The organism is Cupriavidus sp. 22TCCZM04-2 (assembly GCF_057798895.1).
Window position 1 is genome coordinate 44,237 of sequence record NZ_JBYOJS010000010.1, and the last position, 13,424, is coordinate 57,660.

Sequence of the window (13,424 nt, forward strand, 5' to 3'; positions counted from 1 at the left end):
GTTGGGTAACGCGCCGCCGGCGCGCAACGGGCGCGCACAGGGCGTGGTTCGCTTGGCATTTTACCAGCCATTGACGCGGCCTATCGATGGCGTGCGCCGTTCAATGCATGCGCAAGGTGCGCTGGCACGCGCGTGACTCGGCAGCCTCGCGCGCCACATGGCTGTGGATAACCTTGTGGGCAACCTTGTGATGAACCGGTGGCACAAGTTGTGGATCCCCTGTGGATCCCCTGTGGACGGTATGTGGATAGTTTCGGCTATGCCGTCGCGCGAAAGCGCCTGCGGTAGTCGGCTGGTGACACGCCCAGCCGCCGGATAAACGCGCGGCGCAGGCTGTTCGGGTCGTTGAAGCCTGTCAGAGCCGCGACGCGCTTGAGCGGATTGCGCGTTTCCTCGAGCAGGCGTCTGGCCGCGTCGATGCGCGCGCTCTCGACGAAATCCGCCGGCGTGACCTGGCATTCCTGCTTGAAGATCCGCGCGAAGTTGCGCGTGCTCATGCCGGCTCGCTCGGCCAGGCTCTCCACCGACAGCCGCTCCGCGAGGTTCTCGACCACCCAGTTCTGCACATCCCGGATCGCGCTCTTTTCCGCGCTCTGCGCGGCAAGGTGCGCACTGAACTGGGACTGGCCACCAGGCCGCTTCAGGAACATCACGAACTCGCGCGCGACCTTCAGCGCCACGGTGCGCCCGAAATCCTCCTCGACCATGGCCAGCGCCAGGTCCAGCCCGGCCGTGACGCCCGCGGAGGTGTACAGGTTGCCGTCCTTCACATAGATCCGGTCCGGCTGCACCCGGACCTGAGGAAACTGCCGGGACAGGCGTTCCGTGGAATTCCAGTGCGTGGTCGCGCTGCGCCCGTCCAGCAGGCCGGCGTGGGCCAGCAGCATGGCCCCGGAGCATACGGAGCCGAGCCTCCGCACCGTATGGGCATAGCGGTTCAGCCAGGCTCCGATTGCGCTGTCGTTCTCGAACAGGCTGACGTGCGGGCTGCCGGCGATCAGCAGGGTGTCGATATCCGGGCTGCTGGTTTCCAGCGTGGTGTCGGGCGTGATGGTCATGCCGTTCGACGCACGCAGCACGCCGGGCACCGGCGACACGATCTCGAATGCATAGGCCCCGGGCTCGCCCGCCTGGCGCGCCGCTTCGTGGAAGACATCGATGGGGCCGGCCAGGTCCAGCATCTGGACGCCGGGAAACGCAAGGACAGCGATCTTCATGACGGTCAGGCGGCGAATTCCGGTTTTGAAAGCTTAGTCAATTTCGGCCATCCCGCCCGTTCCGTGCCTTCGGCACGGGTCCGATAACGCACGATCGTAATCTCCACGACACGCCGCCCCTCCAGCAAAGTCCGGCCCCGATCCAGCGGCGTGCTGTCCACGCGGCCGCGCTCTGCGCCCAGGCCGGCGGCATCGCCGCCGGCCGCTCGCACGCGTTCCGCCACCCGTGAAAGCAGGATACGGCCCCCGATCCAGCCGTCGGGACTCTCCACCGTCGTGTAAGCCAGCACTTCGTACGGACCCGACGGTTCACCGCGCGTCCAGATATCAATGCCGCCCACGCTTTCCCGCGCTCCGCCCCGGCCTTCACGCAGCGCGTGGCTGCCTTCATAGCGCTGGATCGGTGCCTGGATACAAGCGGCAAGTCCCAGACAGCACAACACCACCCAGGTGAACCTGGCACCTCTCGACTTCCTGATTTTCATATCGCTTCCCGAGCCCTTTCAACGGAGACGAAGCGCAGTCTAGAGGGCCCGCCGGCAGCGAAAACGCGGTTGGCCGAGAGCATTCACGGATTGGCAGGAATTGCCGTAACTAGCCGCTTTAAGTCAGCTCATGCTTTTTCCATAATGCATTGCACCAGGGGCACCTCTCCATTCCGGAAATTTGCCCAGGGTCGTTCCACCGCCGATGCGACGCGCTCGGCAACCCAAAGAGGCAGACGAAGCACCATGACTATTGCAGCCAATCCCGCCGCCGCGGCGCCCCTCCAGCGCAGTTCGGTCCAGTATCTCCCGGTCAACCTGTTCGGCGCCGTCATGGGCCTGTCAGGCCTGTCGCTGGCATGGCGCGGCGCGAGCAAGGTATTTGGCACGAGCCCCGCCATTGCCGATGTCATCGGCGTGGTGGCCGTGATCACGTTCGTGGCGCTGGCGATCGGCTACCTGGCCAAGTGGCGCCTGTACCCGGCCGCCGTCAAGGCCGAGTTCAACCATCCGGTCGCCGGCAACTTCTTCGGCACCATCACCATTGCCATCCTGTTGCTGTCGTCGGTGGTCGGCGTCTACAGCGAGACGCTTGGCCAGGTCGTGTGGACCATCGGTTCGGTGCTTACCATCGCGCTGACCTATGTGATCGCGAGCCGCCTGTTCCGCGGCAAGGGCGACCCCGCGCATGTCGGGCCGGCCTGGCTCATTCCCGGGGTGGCGACGCTCGATATCGCGGTGGCCGGAGGCACCATGCCGATGGCCTGGGCGCCGGAGGTGAACCTGTTCGCGGTGTCGGTCGGTGCCGTGATGGCGCTGGTGTTCTTCGCGATGATCTTCTCGCGCCTGGTCCACCATGACCCCCTCCCCGCCGGCATGGTGCCTTCGCTGATCATCCTGATCGCGCCGTTCGAGGTCGGCTTCCTGGCCTACGTCAACGTCACGCAGCATGTCGACATGTTCGCCGCCCTGCTGTTCTACTTCGGCCTGTTCCTGTTCGTGGTGCTCGCGGCCAAGGTGTTCCGCCGCTCGGTGCCGTTTGCCGCGTCGTGGTGGGCCATCAGCTTCCCGATGGCCGCACTGTCCAACGCCGCGCTGAAGTACGCGCATCATGCGGATACCGGCATGCTGCATATCGTGGCCGCGGTCATCCTGGCGCTGCTGACCCTTGCTATCGCCGTGCTGTTTGTCCGCACGCTGCACCGCCTGTTCACGCACCGCCTGCTGGTCGGCTGATGTTCGATCCGTGTCAAACCCGAGCTTTTGCCAAGATGTCCTGGATCTTGCTGGCGGCGTGCTGGAAATCGCCTTCGCCTTTGGCATGAAATGGTCCGCCGGCTTCAGCCGGCCGTGGCCAAGCCTGTTTGCCGTGCTCACCGGACTCAGCAGCATCATGCTGCTAACGCTCGCCTTGCGGGCCTTGCCGGTGGGGACGGCCTACGCGGTCTGGACCGGCATCGGCGCAGCGGGCACGGCCGTACTGGGGATGGCATGGCTGGGCGAGCCGGTATCGCCGGCTCGCATCGGCTGCGTCGCGCTCATCCTCTGCGGCGTGATCGGGCTGAAGCTGCTCTCGGCCGACGTATCGTGACCCGACCGACAACAACCCCATGCCACTGATCGAAACCGCCGAACGGGTGCTGTTCCAGGCCCTGGTGCACAGCCATGAGGGGACCAACGCGGCGTTCCGCCTGACTGGCCGCGAACGGCAGCAGGCCGACCCGGCCGGCATCTACGGATATGCCGTGGTCAACTGCCTCGCCAGCGGCAGGCAGCAGGCCTACCCGCTCGATGAAACCGCCGACTGGCTCATGGCTTTCCGCCAGGACCTGCTGGCCGGCAGCTTCGAAACTCCGCCGGCCGCCTAACCGGCTAGCGCCTCAGTCGGGCACCTTCTCCAGGTCCTTGAGCCACACCACCGATTCCGAGTCGCTCGGGGCACGCCAGTCGCCCCGCGGAGAAAGCGAACCGCCCGAGCCCACCTTGGGCGCGTTCGGGATACACGAGCGCTTGAACTGGCTGGTGCGGAAGAAGCGGTCCAGGAAGATCGCCAGGTTGCGCTTGATATCGGGCAGGCCGTACTGGTTGCGCGCCACATGCGGGCCATTGGGCCAGATGCCGCGCTCGCGGTCGCCCCAGGCATGCAGCGACAGGAAGGCGATCTTCGACGGCGCAAAGCCGAAACGCAGCGTGTAGTAGAGATTGAAGTCCTGCAGCTCATACGGACCGATGGTGCTTTCGGTCTTCTGCTCCGGGCCGTGGTTCGAATCGCCGGGCACCAGTTCCGGGCTGATATCCGTATCCAGCACGTTGATCAGCACATCCGAACCGCCTTCCCCGACCTGCCCGGTTTCCGCCACCCAGCGCACCAGGTGCGAGATCAGCGTCTTGGGCACGCTGGCATTCACGTTGTAGTGCGACATATGGTCGCCCACGCCGTAGGTGCACCAGCCCAGCGCCAGTTCGCTGAGGTCGCCGGTGCCGATCACGATCGCGCCGTTGTGGTTGGCCAGCCGGAACAGGTGGTTGGTGCGCTCGCCGGCCTGCACGTTCTCGAAGGTCACGTCATAGACCTTCTCGCCGCGTGCGTAGGGATGGTCCAGGTCCTTCAGCATCGCCTGGCAGCTCGGGCGGATATCGATCTCGCGCGCCGTGCAGCCGACCAGTTCCATCAGCTGGCGCGCCTGGCTCAGCGTGCGCTCGCTGGTGGCAAAGCCCGGCATGGTGTAGGCCAGGATGTTCGAGCGCGGCAGCCCCAGGCGGTCCATCGCCTTGGCGCACACCAGCAGCGCGTGCGTGGAATCCAACCCGCCGGACACGCCGATCACCACCTTTGAAATCTTGCTCGCAGACAGCCGCTGCACCAGCGCCTGCACCTGGATGTTGTAGACCTCGTGGCAGCGCTCGTCGCGCTGGCGCGGGTCGGCCGGCACGTAAGGGAAGCGCGCGACCTTGCGGTCCAGCGGCAGCGCCTTGTCCAGCGACACATCCAGCGCAAAATGGACCACGCGGAACTTGTCCACCTCGGCCTTGTGCCGGCGCACCGAGTGCCCGAAGGTGACCTGGTGCATGCGCTCGCGCGACAGGCGTTCGACGTCCACGTCGGCGAACAGCAGGTGGGAGGTATCGGCAAAGCGCTCGGATTCGGCCAGCAGTTCGCCGTTCTCGCAGATCAGCGCCTGGCCGTCCCACGCCAGGTCGGTGGAAGACTCGCCCTTGCCGGCGGAGGTATAGAGGTAAGCCGCCAGGCAACGCGCCGATTGCTGCGACACGAGCTGGTGCCGGTAGCCCGCCTTGCCGATCACGATATTCGACGCCGACAGGTTGACCAGCACCGTGGCACCCGCCAGCGCGGCGAACGACGACGGCGGGACCGGCACCCACACGTCTTCGCAGATCTCGGCATGGAAGCGGAAGAACGGAATGTCTTCGATCTCGAACAGCAATCCGGCGCCGAATGGCACGTCCTGGCCGAGCAGGCGGACGGAATCGGTGGCCGCATTGTCGGCTTCGCTGAACTGGCGTGCCTCGTAGAATTCCCAGTAGTTCGGCAGGTAGGACTTCGGCACCACGCCCAGCACGCGGCCCCGCGCCACCACCACGGCGCAGTTGAACAACTGGTGTTCGACGCGCAGCGGCATGCCCACGATCAGCGCCGCCGACAGCTTGCGCGAGGCGTCGACGATCGTGCCGAGCGCCGCTTCGCAGGCATCCAGCAGCGCACGCTGGTGGAACAGGTCGTCGCAGGTATAGGCCGGGAGTCCGAGTTCCGGGAACGCGACCAGCACGGCGCCCTGCTTTGCCGCCTGCGTCGCCAGCGCGATGGTTTCGGCCGCATTGAAGGCCGGGTCGGCCACGCGGCAGACCGGCACGCCCACCGCCACGCGCGCAAAGCCGTGGGAATACAGGTTGAAAAACGGATTCTTCATATCGGGCCTTTGCCGGCGTCTGCAGCGCGCCGGCGTGGGCCGGCGTGGGCCGGCGGCATCGGGGAATCTGGGGGCCGCACTGTGACGGCCATGCGCCATTTTACGACGCAGCGCACGTCGACGCTGCGGCAGGAGCGGCGTGCGGCGGTATCGGGCGGTTTCCGGTAGACTCGGCCCGATCGTTGGAGACAGGGAATCAGGCGCAATGCAGTCGGAATCTTGCAACCAGGGCGACGCACTCGACACGCGGCAAGCCGCGGGACCGCCTGAGCCTGGCAGCATGCGGGACTACCGGACCGAGATCGTCTCGGATCTCGCCGAAATCGCTGCGGATACCTGGGATGCCCTGGTCGCCACCGATCCTGACGCCACCCCTTTCCTGCGCCACGCCTTCCTGCACGCGCTGCATGCCAGCGGCAGCGCCTGCGCAGACACGGGCTGGAATCCGCGCTATCTCACCCTGTGGGCACCCGCTGCCAACGGCCAGCCGGAAAGGCTCGCGGGCGCCATGCCGCTGTACGCGAAGGCGCATTCGTATGGCGAGTACGTGTTTGACTGGGCCTGGGCCGATGCCTACGCGCGCAATGGCCTGGAGTACTACCCGAAGTGGTTGTCGGCCATCCCGTTTTCGCCCGTGCGCGGCGCGCGGCTGCTCGCCGGGAACACCGACGCGCGACGGATGCTGCTGCAGCTCGCGCTGGCACTGGCGGCGGACAGCGGGATGTCATCGCTGCACGTCCTGTTCCCCAACGATGCCGAGGCCGACCTGATGGAACAGGCCGGCATGATGATGCGGCATGGAGTGCAGTTTCACTGGACCAATACGGGATATGCGAGCTTCGACGATTTCCTCGCCACGCTGTCGCAAAAGAAGCGCAAGAACATCCGCGCCGAGCGCCGCCATGTAGCCGAAGCCGGCATCACCTTCCGCCACCTGCGCGGCACGCAGATCGACGACGAGGCCTGGCGCTTCTTCAACCGCTGCTACCGCCAGACCTACCGCGAGCACCACTCGACGCCGTACCTGAACCTGGATTTCTTCCGGCGCATCGGTGCGGCCATGCCCCAGCACCTGCTGCTGGTGATCGCCGAGCGCGCGGGGCAGCCGATCGCCAGCTCACTGCTCGTCTATGACGATACGCCGGGCATCAGCACGCTGTACGGACGCTACTGGGGCGCGCTGGAGTATCACCCGTGCCTGCACTTCGAGACCGCTTACTACCAGCCGCTGGAGTTCTGCATCCGCCACGGCATCGGCACCTTTGAAGGCGGCGCGCAGGGCGAGCACAAGATGGCCCGGGGCTTCCTGCCCGTGCCCACGCGCTCGGCGCACTGGCTCGCGCATCCGGCCTTTGCCGACGCCGTGGAGCGCTTCCTGGTACGCGAACGCGAAGGCATCGATGCCTACCTGGACGAACTGAACGAGCGCACGCCGTTCGCCCAGCGGGACTGACGGCTCAGCGCCGCCACATGCGGCGCAGGGTGTTGTCCCCCAGCATGTAGTGGTGGAACAGCGCCGCCATGGCGTGCAAGCCGATCACGAGATAGAACGCCGTTCCCAGCGTTTCGTGAATCTCCTTGACCTGGTTCTTCAGCGCCTGGTCAGGTCCCACGAGCGCCGGAATCTCGATGCCGAGCGCGGGCAGCGCCAGCAGGTGGCCGCCGGCATTGAGGGCGAGCAGGCCAAGGATCGGCTGGGCCACGATATACAGGTACAGCACCCAGTGCATCGCCTCCCCTGCCCAGTGCATCCAGCGCGGCCCCGGTTCCGCCGTCGGCGCACCATGCACAAGACGCCACAGCAGGCGCGGCACGGCCAGCACAAGAACCAGCACGCCAGCCCACTCATGCGTTGCCATGGCCAGCGACCGGGCCGGCGTGCCCTTGCCGGCGAAGCCTTTCAGCTCGATTGCCGCATAGGCGACGGCGACCAGCAGGAACACCGTCCAGTGGAAGAAAATGGCCAGTCCATCGTAGCGGCGCGCGGTTCCGGAAAAATCGATGGCACCAGGCACGCTCTGCAGGCGGTTCATAGGGACTCCTGTGATTTTAGGGATACCGATAGCGTACTCCCACGTCCGGTTGCACGGCTTGCCGACGGTCAGCTTTCTCGCAATAAAAAACCCCGCCGTGGCGGGGTTCGTTCAGCAGCTGTTCAGGTTTGCGCGAGAACGACGCATAAATTGCCAGGCTGGCGGCAATTACATTACTTCTTGAAGTTCGCGACGCCGTCGGTAATTTCCTTGTGCGCTTCCTCGATGCCGGCCCAGCCTTCCACCTTGACCCACTTGCCGGCCTCCAGTGCCTTGTAGTTCTCGAAGAAGTGCTTGATCTGGTCGAGCAGGTTCTGCGGCACGTCCGACAGGCCCTTCATGAAGGCGGTGGCCGGCGACAGCTTGTCCAGGGGCACGGCGACCAGCTTGGCGTCCACGCCCGACTCGTCGGTCATCTTGAGCATGCCGAGTGCACGGCAGCGCACCACGGCGCCTGCCAGGATCGGGAACGGGCTCAGCACCAGCACATCCACCGGGTCGCCGTCGCCCGACAGCGTCTGCGGAATGAAGCCGTAGTTGGCCGGATAGCGCATGCCGGTGCCGATAAAGCGGTCCACGAACAGCAGGCCGGTTTCCTTGTCGGCCTCGTACTTCACCGGATCGCTCTGGGCGGAAATCTCGATGATGACGTTGAAATCGTTGGGGATGTCCTTGCCCGGGGAGACGAGATTGAAGCTCATGCGATTCTCCAGATGCCTGCGGTGTGTTTATGGATGGCGGGCATTATAGCGGCTCGCCCCTGACCCGAGGCTGACAAAGACCGTGCCTTGCGCGCCGCCCGGGCTGCGCGATAATGGCGAATTCTTCAGCCAGCGCTGAATTCCGAGCCACGCCGATTTGTCCCGATCGGTCCCGATTCGTCCATATTCGCACCGGAAACCCCGCGCAAGCCTCCCGGAGACCCCGCATGCATGCCCAGCATTTCGTTGCCAACCGCCTGATCGCGCCCGACAACGGCCTGCGCATCAAGGTGTTCGACCCGTCCAGCGGCGAACCCTTTGCCGAGATCGCCCGCGGCAACGCCACTGACATCAACGTCGCGGTGCACGCCGCGCGGCAAGCGGCCGATGGCGCCTGGGGCGCCATGGCGCCGGCCGAGCGCGTGCGCCTGCTCAACCGCGTGGCGCTGTCGCTGATCGCCCACGAAGAAGAGCTGACCGCGCTCGAAGCCCGCGACACCGGCAAGCCGTTACGACAGGCCCGCGCCGATGCGCGCGCCGTGGCCCGCTACTTCGAGTTCTACGCCGGTGCGGTCGACAAGCTGCACGGCCAGACCATTCCGTACAACCCGGGCTACACGGTGCTCACGCTGCGCGAGCCACATGGCGTGACGGGCCACATCATCCCGTGGAACTACCCGCTGCAAATCTTTGGCCGCAGCGTCGGCGCGGCGCTGGCCACCGGCAACGCCTGCGTGGTCAAACCGGCCGAGGACGCCTGCCTGTCGTTGCTGCGCGTGGCCGAAATTGCCGCCGAGGCCGGCCTGCCCGAAGGCGCGCTCAATATCGTCACCGGCTACGGCCATGAGGCTGGCGCCGCGCTGGCGCGCCACCCGGGCATCAACCACATCTCGTTCACCGGCTCGCCGCAGACCGGCAAGCAGGTGGCCCAGCTTGCCGCCGAGAACCATGTGCCGGTCACGCTGGAACTGGGCGGCAAGTCGCCGCAGATCATCTTTGCCGATGCCGATGTGGATGCGCTGGTGCCGGTGATCGTCAACGGCATCATCCAGAACGCCGGCCAGACCTGCTCGGCGGGCAGCCGCGTGCTGGTGGAGCGCCCGCTTTACAATGCGCTGCTGGACCGGCTCGCATCGGTGTTCGAATCGCTGCGGGTCGGCCCTTCGGAGCTGGACCTGGAATGCGGCCCGCTGATCAGCCGCAAGCAGCAGCAGCGCGTGTGGGACTTCGTCTCCGATGCGCAGCACGCCGGCATCGCCGTGATGGCGCAGGGCCAGATCGTCGGAGAAGCGCCGGAGTCCGGCTACTACCAGGTGCCGATGCTGTTCCGCGATGTCCCGCCCGCGCACCGGCTGGCGCAGGAGGAAGTGTTCGGCCCGCTGCTGGCTGCGATGCCGTTCGACTCAGAAGCCGAAGCCATCGCCCTGGCCAACGGTACGCCGTACGGCCTGGTGGCGGGATTGTGGACACGTGACGGCGGGCGGCAGCTTCGCCTGGCGCGCAAGCTGCGCGCGGGCCAGGTCTTTATCAACAACTACGGTGCCGGCGGCGGCGTGGAGTTGCCCTTCGGCGGCACCGGCCAGTCCGGCTACGGCCGCGAAAAGGGCTTCGAAGCCCTCTACGCCTTTACCACCCTGAAAACCATTGCCATTCAACATGGGTAACATCAATTTCCTGTCGATCGCCTTTGCCATCTTCTTTTTCTGGATGGCCTGGCATGTGAAGAACAAGCGCGCCACCAACCCATCCGGCATGCCGCGCCTGCAGGTCTTCAAGCGCAAGTGGGGCGATACCGTGGGCGATCGCGTGCACTGGTGCCTGTATGTGGCGCTTCCGTTCCTGCTGGCGGTGATGATGGTGGCGAATGCCTTGCGCGGGCGCGGGCCGTTCGCGCATTGAGCACCCTGAAGCGCCGCACGACATAACAAACCCAAGGAGACGAGCGATGAGACTGGCAGACAAGGTGGCCGTAGTAACCGGCGGCGGGTCCGGCTTTGGCGAAGGCATCGCGCACACATTCGCCCGCGAAGGCGCACGCGTCATGGTGGCCGACCTGCGCGAAGACGCCGCCGAGCGTGTCGCCGCAGCGATTCGCGAGGCCGGCGGCCAGGCCGGCGCGGTGCGCGCCGACGTCGCGCGCGAAGCCGACACCGAAGCCATGCGCGATGCCGCGCTGGCCGCCTTCGGCGACGTGCATATCGTCGTCAACAACGCCGGCACCACGCACCGCAACAAGCCGATCATGGAAGTGACCGAGGACGAGTTCGATCGCGTCTACGCGGTCAACGTCAAGAGCATCTTCTGGTCGGCGCGCGCTTTCATTCCGCATTTCCGCCAGCGTGGCGGCGGCGTGTTCGTCAATATCGCCTCGACCGCCGGCATCCGGCCGCGCCCGGGCCTGGTCTGGTACAACGGCAGCAAGGGCGCCGTCATCACCGCCAGCAAGGCCATGGCGGCCGAGCTTGGCAAGGACAACATCCGCGTCAACTGCGTCAATCCCGTGATCGGCGCGACCGGGCTGCTCGAAGAATTCATGGGCATGCCTGATACGCCGGAGAACCGCGCCAAATTCCTTGCCACCATCCCGATGGGACGCATGTCGACCCCGTCGGATGTCGCCAACGCCTGCCTGTACCTGGCCAGCGACGAAGCCGCGTTCATCACCGGCACCTGCATTGAAGTGGACGGCGGCCGCTGCGTATAGGTGTAGCGTCGTCCGTGCCATGGCTGTAGCTGTAGCTGCATCACCGATCGTAGAAGCGTCGTAGAAGCGCAATCATCCCGAGGAGACAGCATGACAACGACTGCAGTGAATCCCGGCGTCGGCGACGCCGCGTTTGAAGACGCCACGTACCGCAAGGTGAGCTGGCGGCTGGTGCCTTTCCTGCTGCTGTGCTACGTGGTGGCCTACCTGGACCGCGTCAACGTGGGCTTTGCCAAGCTGCAGATGCTCAGCGACCTGAAGTTCAGCGAGACCATCTACGGTCTCGGCGCGGGCATCTTCTTTATCGGCTACTTCCTGTTCGAAGTGCCGAGCAACGTGATCCTGCACAAGGTCGGCGCGCGCATCTGGATCGCGCGCATCATGATCACGTGGGGCGTGATTTCCGCGGCGATGATGTTCGTCACCACGCCGACCATGTTCTACGTGCTGCGCTTCCTGCTTGGCATCGCGGAAGCCGGCTTCTTCCCCGGCATCATCCTGTACCTGACCTACTGGTACCCGGCCAACCGGCGCGGGCGCACCACCACGTTCTTCATGACCGCCATCGCGCTGTCGGGCGTGATCGGCGGCCCGCTGTCGGGCTGGGCGATGCAGGCCTTCGACGGCCACAACGGCTGGGCCGGCTGGCAATGGATGTTCCTGCTCGAAGGCATCCCGTCGATCCTGGTCGGCCTGGTGGTGCTGGCCTACCTCGATGACCGCATCGCGCACGCCAGCTGGCTCAGCGCCGACGAGAAAGCGCTGCTCCAGCGCAATATCGCGAGCGAAGACGCGCACAAGGAAGACCCGCCCATCGGCACCGTGCTGTCGAGCCCGCGCGTGTGGCTGATGAGTGCGATCTACTTCTGCTTCGTGATGGGCCTGTATGGCGTGAGCTTCTGGCTGCCGACCATCATCAAGCAGACCGGCGTCAAGGGCGCGTTGGACATCGGCCTGCTGACCGCCATTCCCTATGGCTGCGCCGTGGTCGGCATGGTGGTGGTCGCGTTCAGCGCGGACCGTTCGGGCGAGCGCCGCTGGCACATTGCGATCCCGGCCGTGCTGGGCGCGCTGGGCCTGGTGCTCTCGGTGCAATGGCATGACAGCACCGCCCTGGCCATGGTGGCGCTCACGCTGGCCACCATCGGCATCCTGACCACGCTGCCACTGTTCTGGAGCCTGCCCACGGCGTTCCTGGCCGGGACCGGCGCTGCCGCCGGCATCGCCCTGATCAATTCGCTCGGCAACCTCGCCGGCTTCCTGAGCCCGTATGCGGTGGGCTGGCTCAAGGACCTGACCCACAGCACGGATTCCGGCATGTACCTGCTCGCCGCCTGCCTGGTGGTGGGTGCCGCACTGACGTTGTCGGTCCCGGCGAGGCTGGTCGGCCGCAAATCGTAATCCTTCCTCCGCCTCCCACACTGGCTGGATCGCCGCGGATTGCCGCGGCGTGCACATCGCGGGTGGCCTGCGCGCCGCCCGCCTCCCGCGAAACGCCCTCCGCCGACATGCATGTAGGAGCCTGACGGGCAGTGCGGGCCAGCATCTCTCCTTAGCATGGAATAGACAACTGCCTGCCCCCGCAAGGGGCGCTGGCGGCACTGTCCTTTCCTCTTTCGTCAAGGAGGCCAAGATGCGGCAACACTCGCTACAAATACCCCGCCCCAGCCACCTGCAAGGCACGCCGGAATGGCGCGCAAAGGCACGGCGGCTGGCGCTTCTCACGGGCGCCTGCGCATTGGCAATGTTTGCATTCGTGCCGGCTGCGGGACAAGCCCAGACTTACACGGCACCGGCGGATGCGGCGGCGTCGCCCATGACGCCCGCTCCGCCGGCACTGGACACGCCATCGATGCCGCCCACGACGGCAACACCGCCGGCAGCGGCACCTGCGCAGACTCCCGCGCCGATCAACACGGCTCCGGCAGCACCGTCGCCGCCGCTGGCAGCGCCCTCCCCGCCAGCGCCCTCCCCGCCATTGGCTACGCCTGCGCCGCCACCGCCGCGCGATGCGATGGTGCCGCGCAAGGCCGGCTCCGTGACCTACATCTGCGGCGGTGTGGCCACGGATGAACAGCGCGCGCTGGACGCGAAATCCGGCAACTACAATATGGGACTGCTCTTCACGCAGGGCCCGCGCGGCGAATACCTGTCGGACGTCACCGTGAGCCTGACACGCAACGGGCGCGAAGTCGCGAACTTCGTGGCGGACGGCCCGAAGTGCCTGCTGCGCGCACCGACGGGCAGCTACAACGTGCGGGCGACGTATGAGGGCCGGACCAAGACGCAAGTCGTGAGCACGGGCACGCACAATGCGCAGATGCGCTGGTGACTGACTGCGTAGCCGCGCGCATA

Annotated in this window: 14 protein-coding genes; 9 read left to right on the forward strand and 5 right to left on the reverse strand. The window is 66.1% G+C overall.

The genetic code is table 11. The features are described from left to right. Positions 1 to 257: 257 nt before the first annotated feature. Entirely contained in the window at positions 258 to 1,217 is a 960-nt protein-coding gene (locus AC3FKG_RS16210) for a GlxA family transcriptional regulator (protein ID WP_488743547.1), read from the reverse strand. Positions 1,218 to 1,222: 5 nt separating this feature from the next. Next, positions 1,223 to 1,702: a hypothetical protein gene (locus tag AC3FKG_RS16215; RefSeq protein WP_488743548.1), complete on the reverse strand. Its 480-nt coding sequence runs from the start codon at positions 1,700 to 1,702 to the stop codon at positions 1,223 to 1,225. A gap of 246 nt (positions 1,703 to 1,948) precedes the next feature. On the opposite strand from AC3FKG_RS16215, the gene AC3FKG_RS16220 reads away from it, so the two are divergent. Genes AC3FKG_RS16220 through AC3FKG_RS16230 form a run of 3 tightly spaced genes read left to right on the forward strand, consistent with a single transcriptional unit; the run spans position 1,949 to position 3,570 of the window. Next, entirely contained in the window at positions 1,949 to 2,938 is a 990-nt protein-coding gene (locus AC3FKG_RS16220) for an SLAC1 anion channel family protein (RefSeq protein ID WP_488743549.1), read from the forward strand. Between the two features lie 40 nt (positions 2,939 to 2,978). Continuing rightward, positions 2,979 to 3,293: a DMT family transporter gene (locus AC3FKG_RS16225; RefSeq protein ID WP_488743618.1), complete on the forward strand. Its 315-nt coding sequence runs from the start codon at positions 2,979 to 2,981 to the stop codon at positions 3,291 to 3,293. Positions 3,294 to 3,312: 19 nt separating this feature from the next. Next, the gene (locus tag AC3FKG_RS16230) at positions 3,313 to 3,570 is read left to right on the forward strand and encodes a hypothetical protein (RefSeq protein WP_488743550.1); all 258 of its coding nucleotides are present in this window, start codon (positions 3,313 to 3,315) and stop codon (positions 3,568 to 3,570) included. 12 nt (positions 3,571 to 3,582) lie between these two features. Here the strand turns inward: AC3FKG_RS16230 and AC3FKG_RS16235 are convergent, their stop codons facing one another. Further along, the gene (locus tag AC3FKG_RS16235; RefSeq protein WP_488743551.1) at positions 3,583 to 5,631 is read right to left on the reverse strand and encodes an NAD(+) synthase; all 2,049 of its coding nucleotides are present in this window, start codon (positions 5,629 to 5,631) and stop codon (positions 3,583 to 3,585) included. Between the two features lie 205 nt (positions 5,632 to 5,836). Here AC3FKG_RS16235 and AC3FKG_RS16240 point away from each other — a divergent pair, with 205 nt between their 5' ends. Next, a complete protein-coding gene (locus AC3FKG_RS16240) occupies positions 5,837 to 7,084 on the forward strand; it encodes a GNAT family N-acetyltransferase (protein ID WP_488743552.1) in 1,248 nt (415 codons plus the stop codon). A gap of 4 nt (positions 7,085 to 7,088) precedes the next feature. Here the strand turns inward: AC3FKG_RS16240 and AC3FKG_RS16245 are convergent, their stop codons facing one another. Together AC3FKG_RS16245 and ppa are read right to left on the reverse strand one after the other, a co-directional pair. Continuing rightward, on the reverse strand, positions 7,089 to 7,664 hold the full coding sequence (locus AC3FKG_RS16245) for a cytochrome b (protein ID WP_483710689.1): 576 nt from the start codon (positions 7,662 to 7,664) through the stop codon (positions 7,089 to 7,091). 173 nt (positions 7,665 to 7,837) lie between these two features. Continuing rightward, complete coding sequence (gene ppa, locus AC3FKG_RS16250; protein WP_483710688.1) at positions 7,838 to 8,365, reverse strand: inorganic diphosphatase; 528 nt, start codon at positions 8,363 to 8,365, stop codon at positions 7,838 to 7,840. Between the two features lie 227 nt (positions 8,366 to 8,592). On the opposite strand from ppa, the gene AC3FKG_RS16255 reads away from it, so the two are divergent. The 5 genes from AC3FKG_RS16255 (at position 8,593) to AC3FKG_RS16275 (ending at position 13,401) form a co-directional block, all read left to right on the forward strand. Next, on the forward strand, positions 8,593 to 10,029 hold the full coding sequence (locus tag AC3FKG_RS16255; RefSeq protein ID WP_483710687.1) for an aldehyde dehydrogenase family protein: 1,437 nt from the start codon (positions 8,593 to 8,595) through the stop codon (positions 10,027 to 10,029). Continuing rightward, positions 10,022 to 10,264: a hypothetical protein gene (locus AC3FKG_RS16260; protein ID WP_276099722.1), complete on the forward strand. Its 243-nt coding sequence runs from the start codon at positions 10,022 to 10,024 to the stop codon at positions 10,262 to 10,264. Before AC3FKG_RS16255 ends, AC3FKG_RS16260 begins: the two co-directional genes overlap by 8 nt. Positions 10,265 to 10,310: 46 nt before the next feature. Then, positions 10,311 to 11,069, forward strand: coding sequence for an SDR family oxidoreductase (locus tag AC3FKG_RS16265; RefSeq protein ID WP_483710686.1), 759 nt, complete (start codon positions 10,311 to 10,313; stop codon positions 11,067 to 11,069). Between the two features lie 90 nt (positions 11,070 to 11,159). Next, positions 11,160 to 12,470, forward strand: coding sequence for an MFS transporter (locus AC3FKG_RS16270; RefSeq protein WP_483710685.1), 1,311 nt, complete (start codon positions 11,160 to 11,162; stop codon positions 12,468 to 12,470). A gap of 415 nt (positions 12,471 to 12,885) precedes the next feature. Continuing rightward, a complete protein-coding gene (locus AC3FKG_RS16275) occupies positions 12,886 to 13,401 on the forward strand; it encodes a hypothetical protein (protein ID WP_483710684.1) in 516 nt (171 codons plus the stop codon). Positions 13,402 to 13,424: the final 23 nt, after the last annotated feature.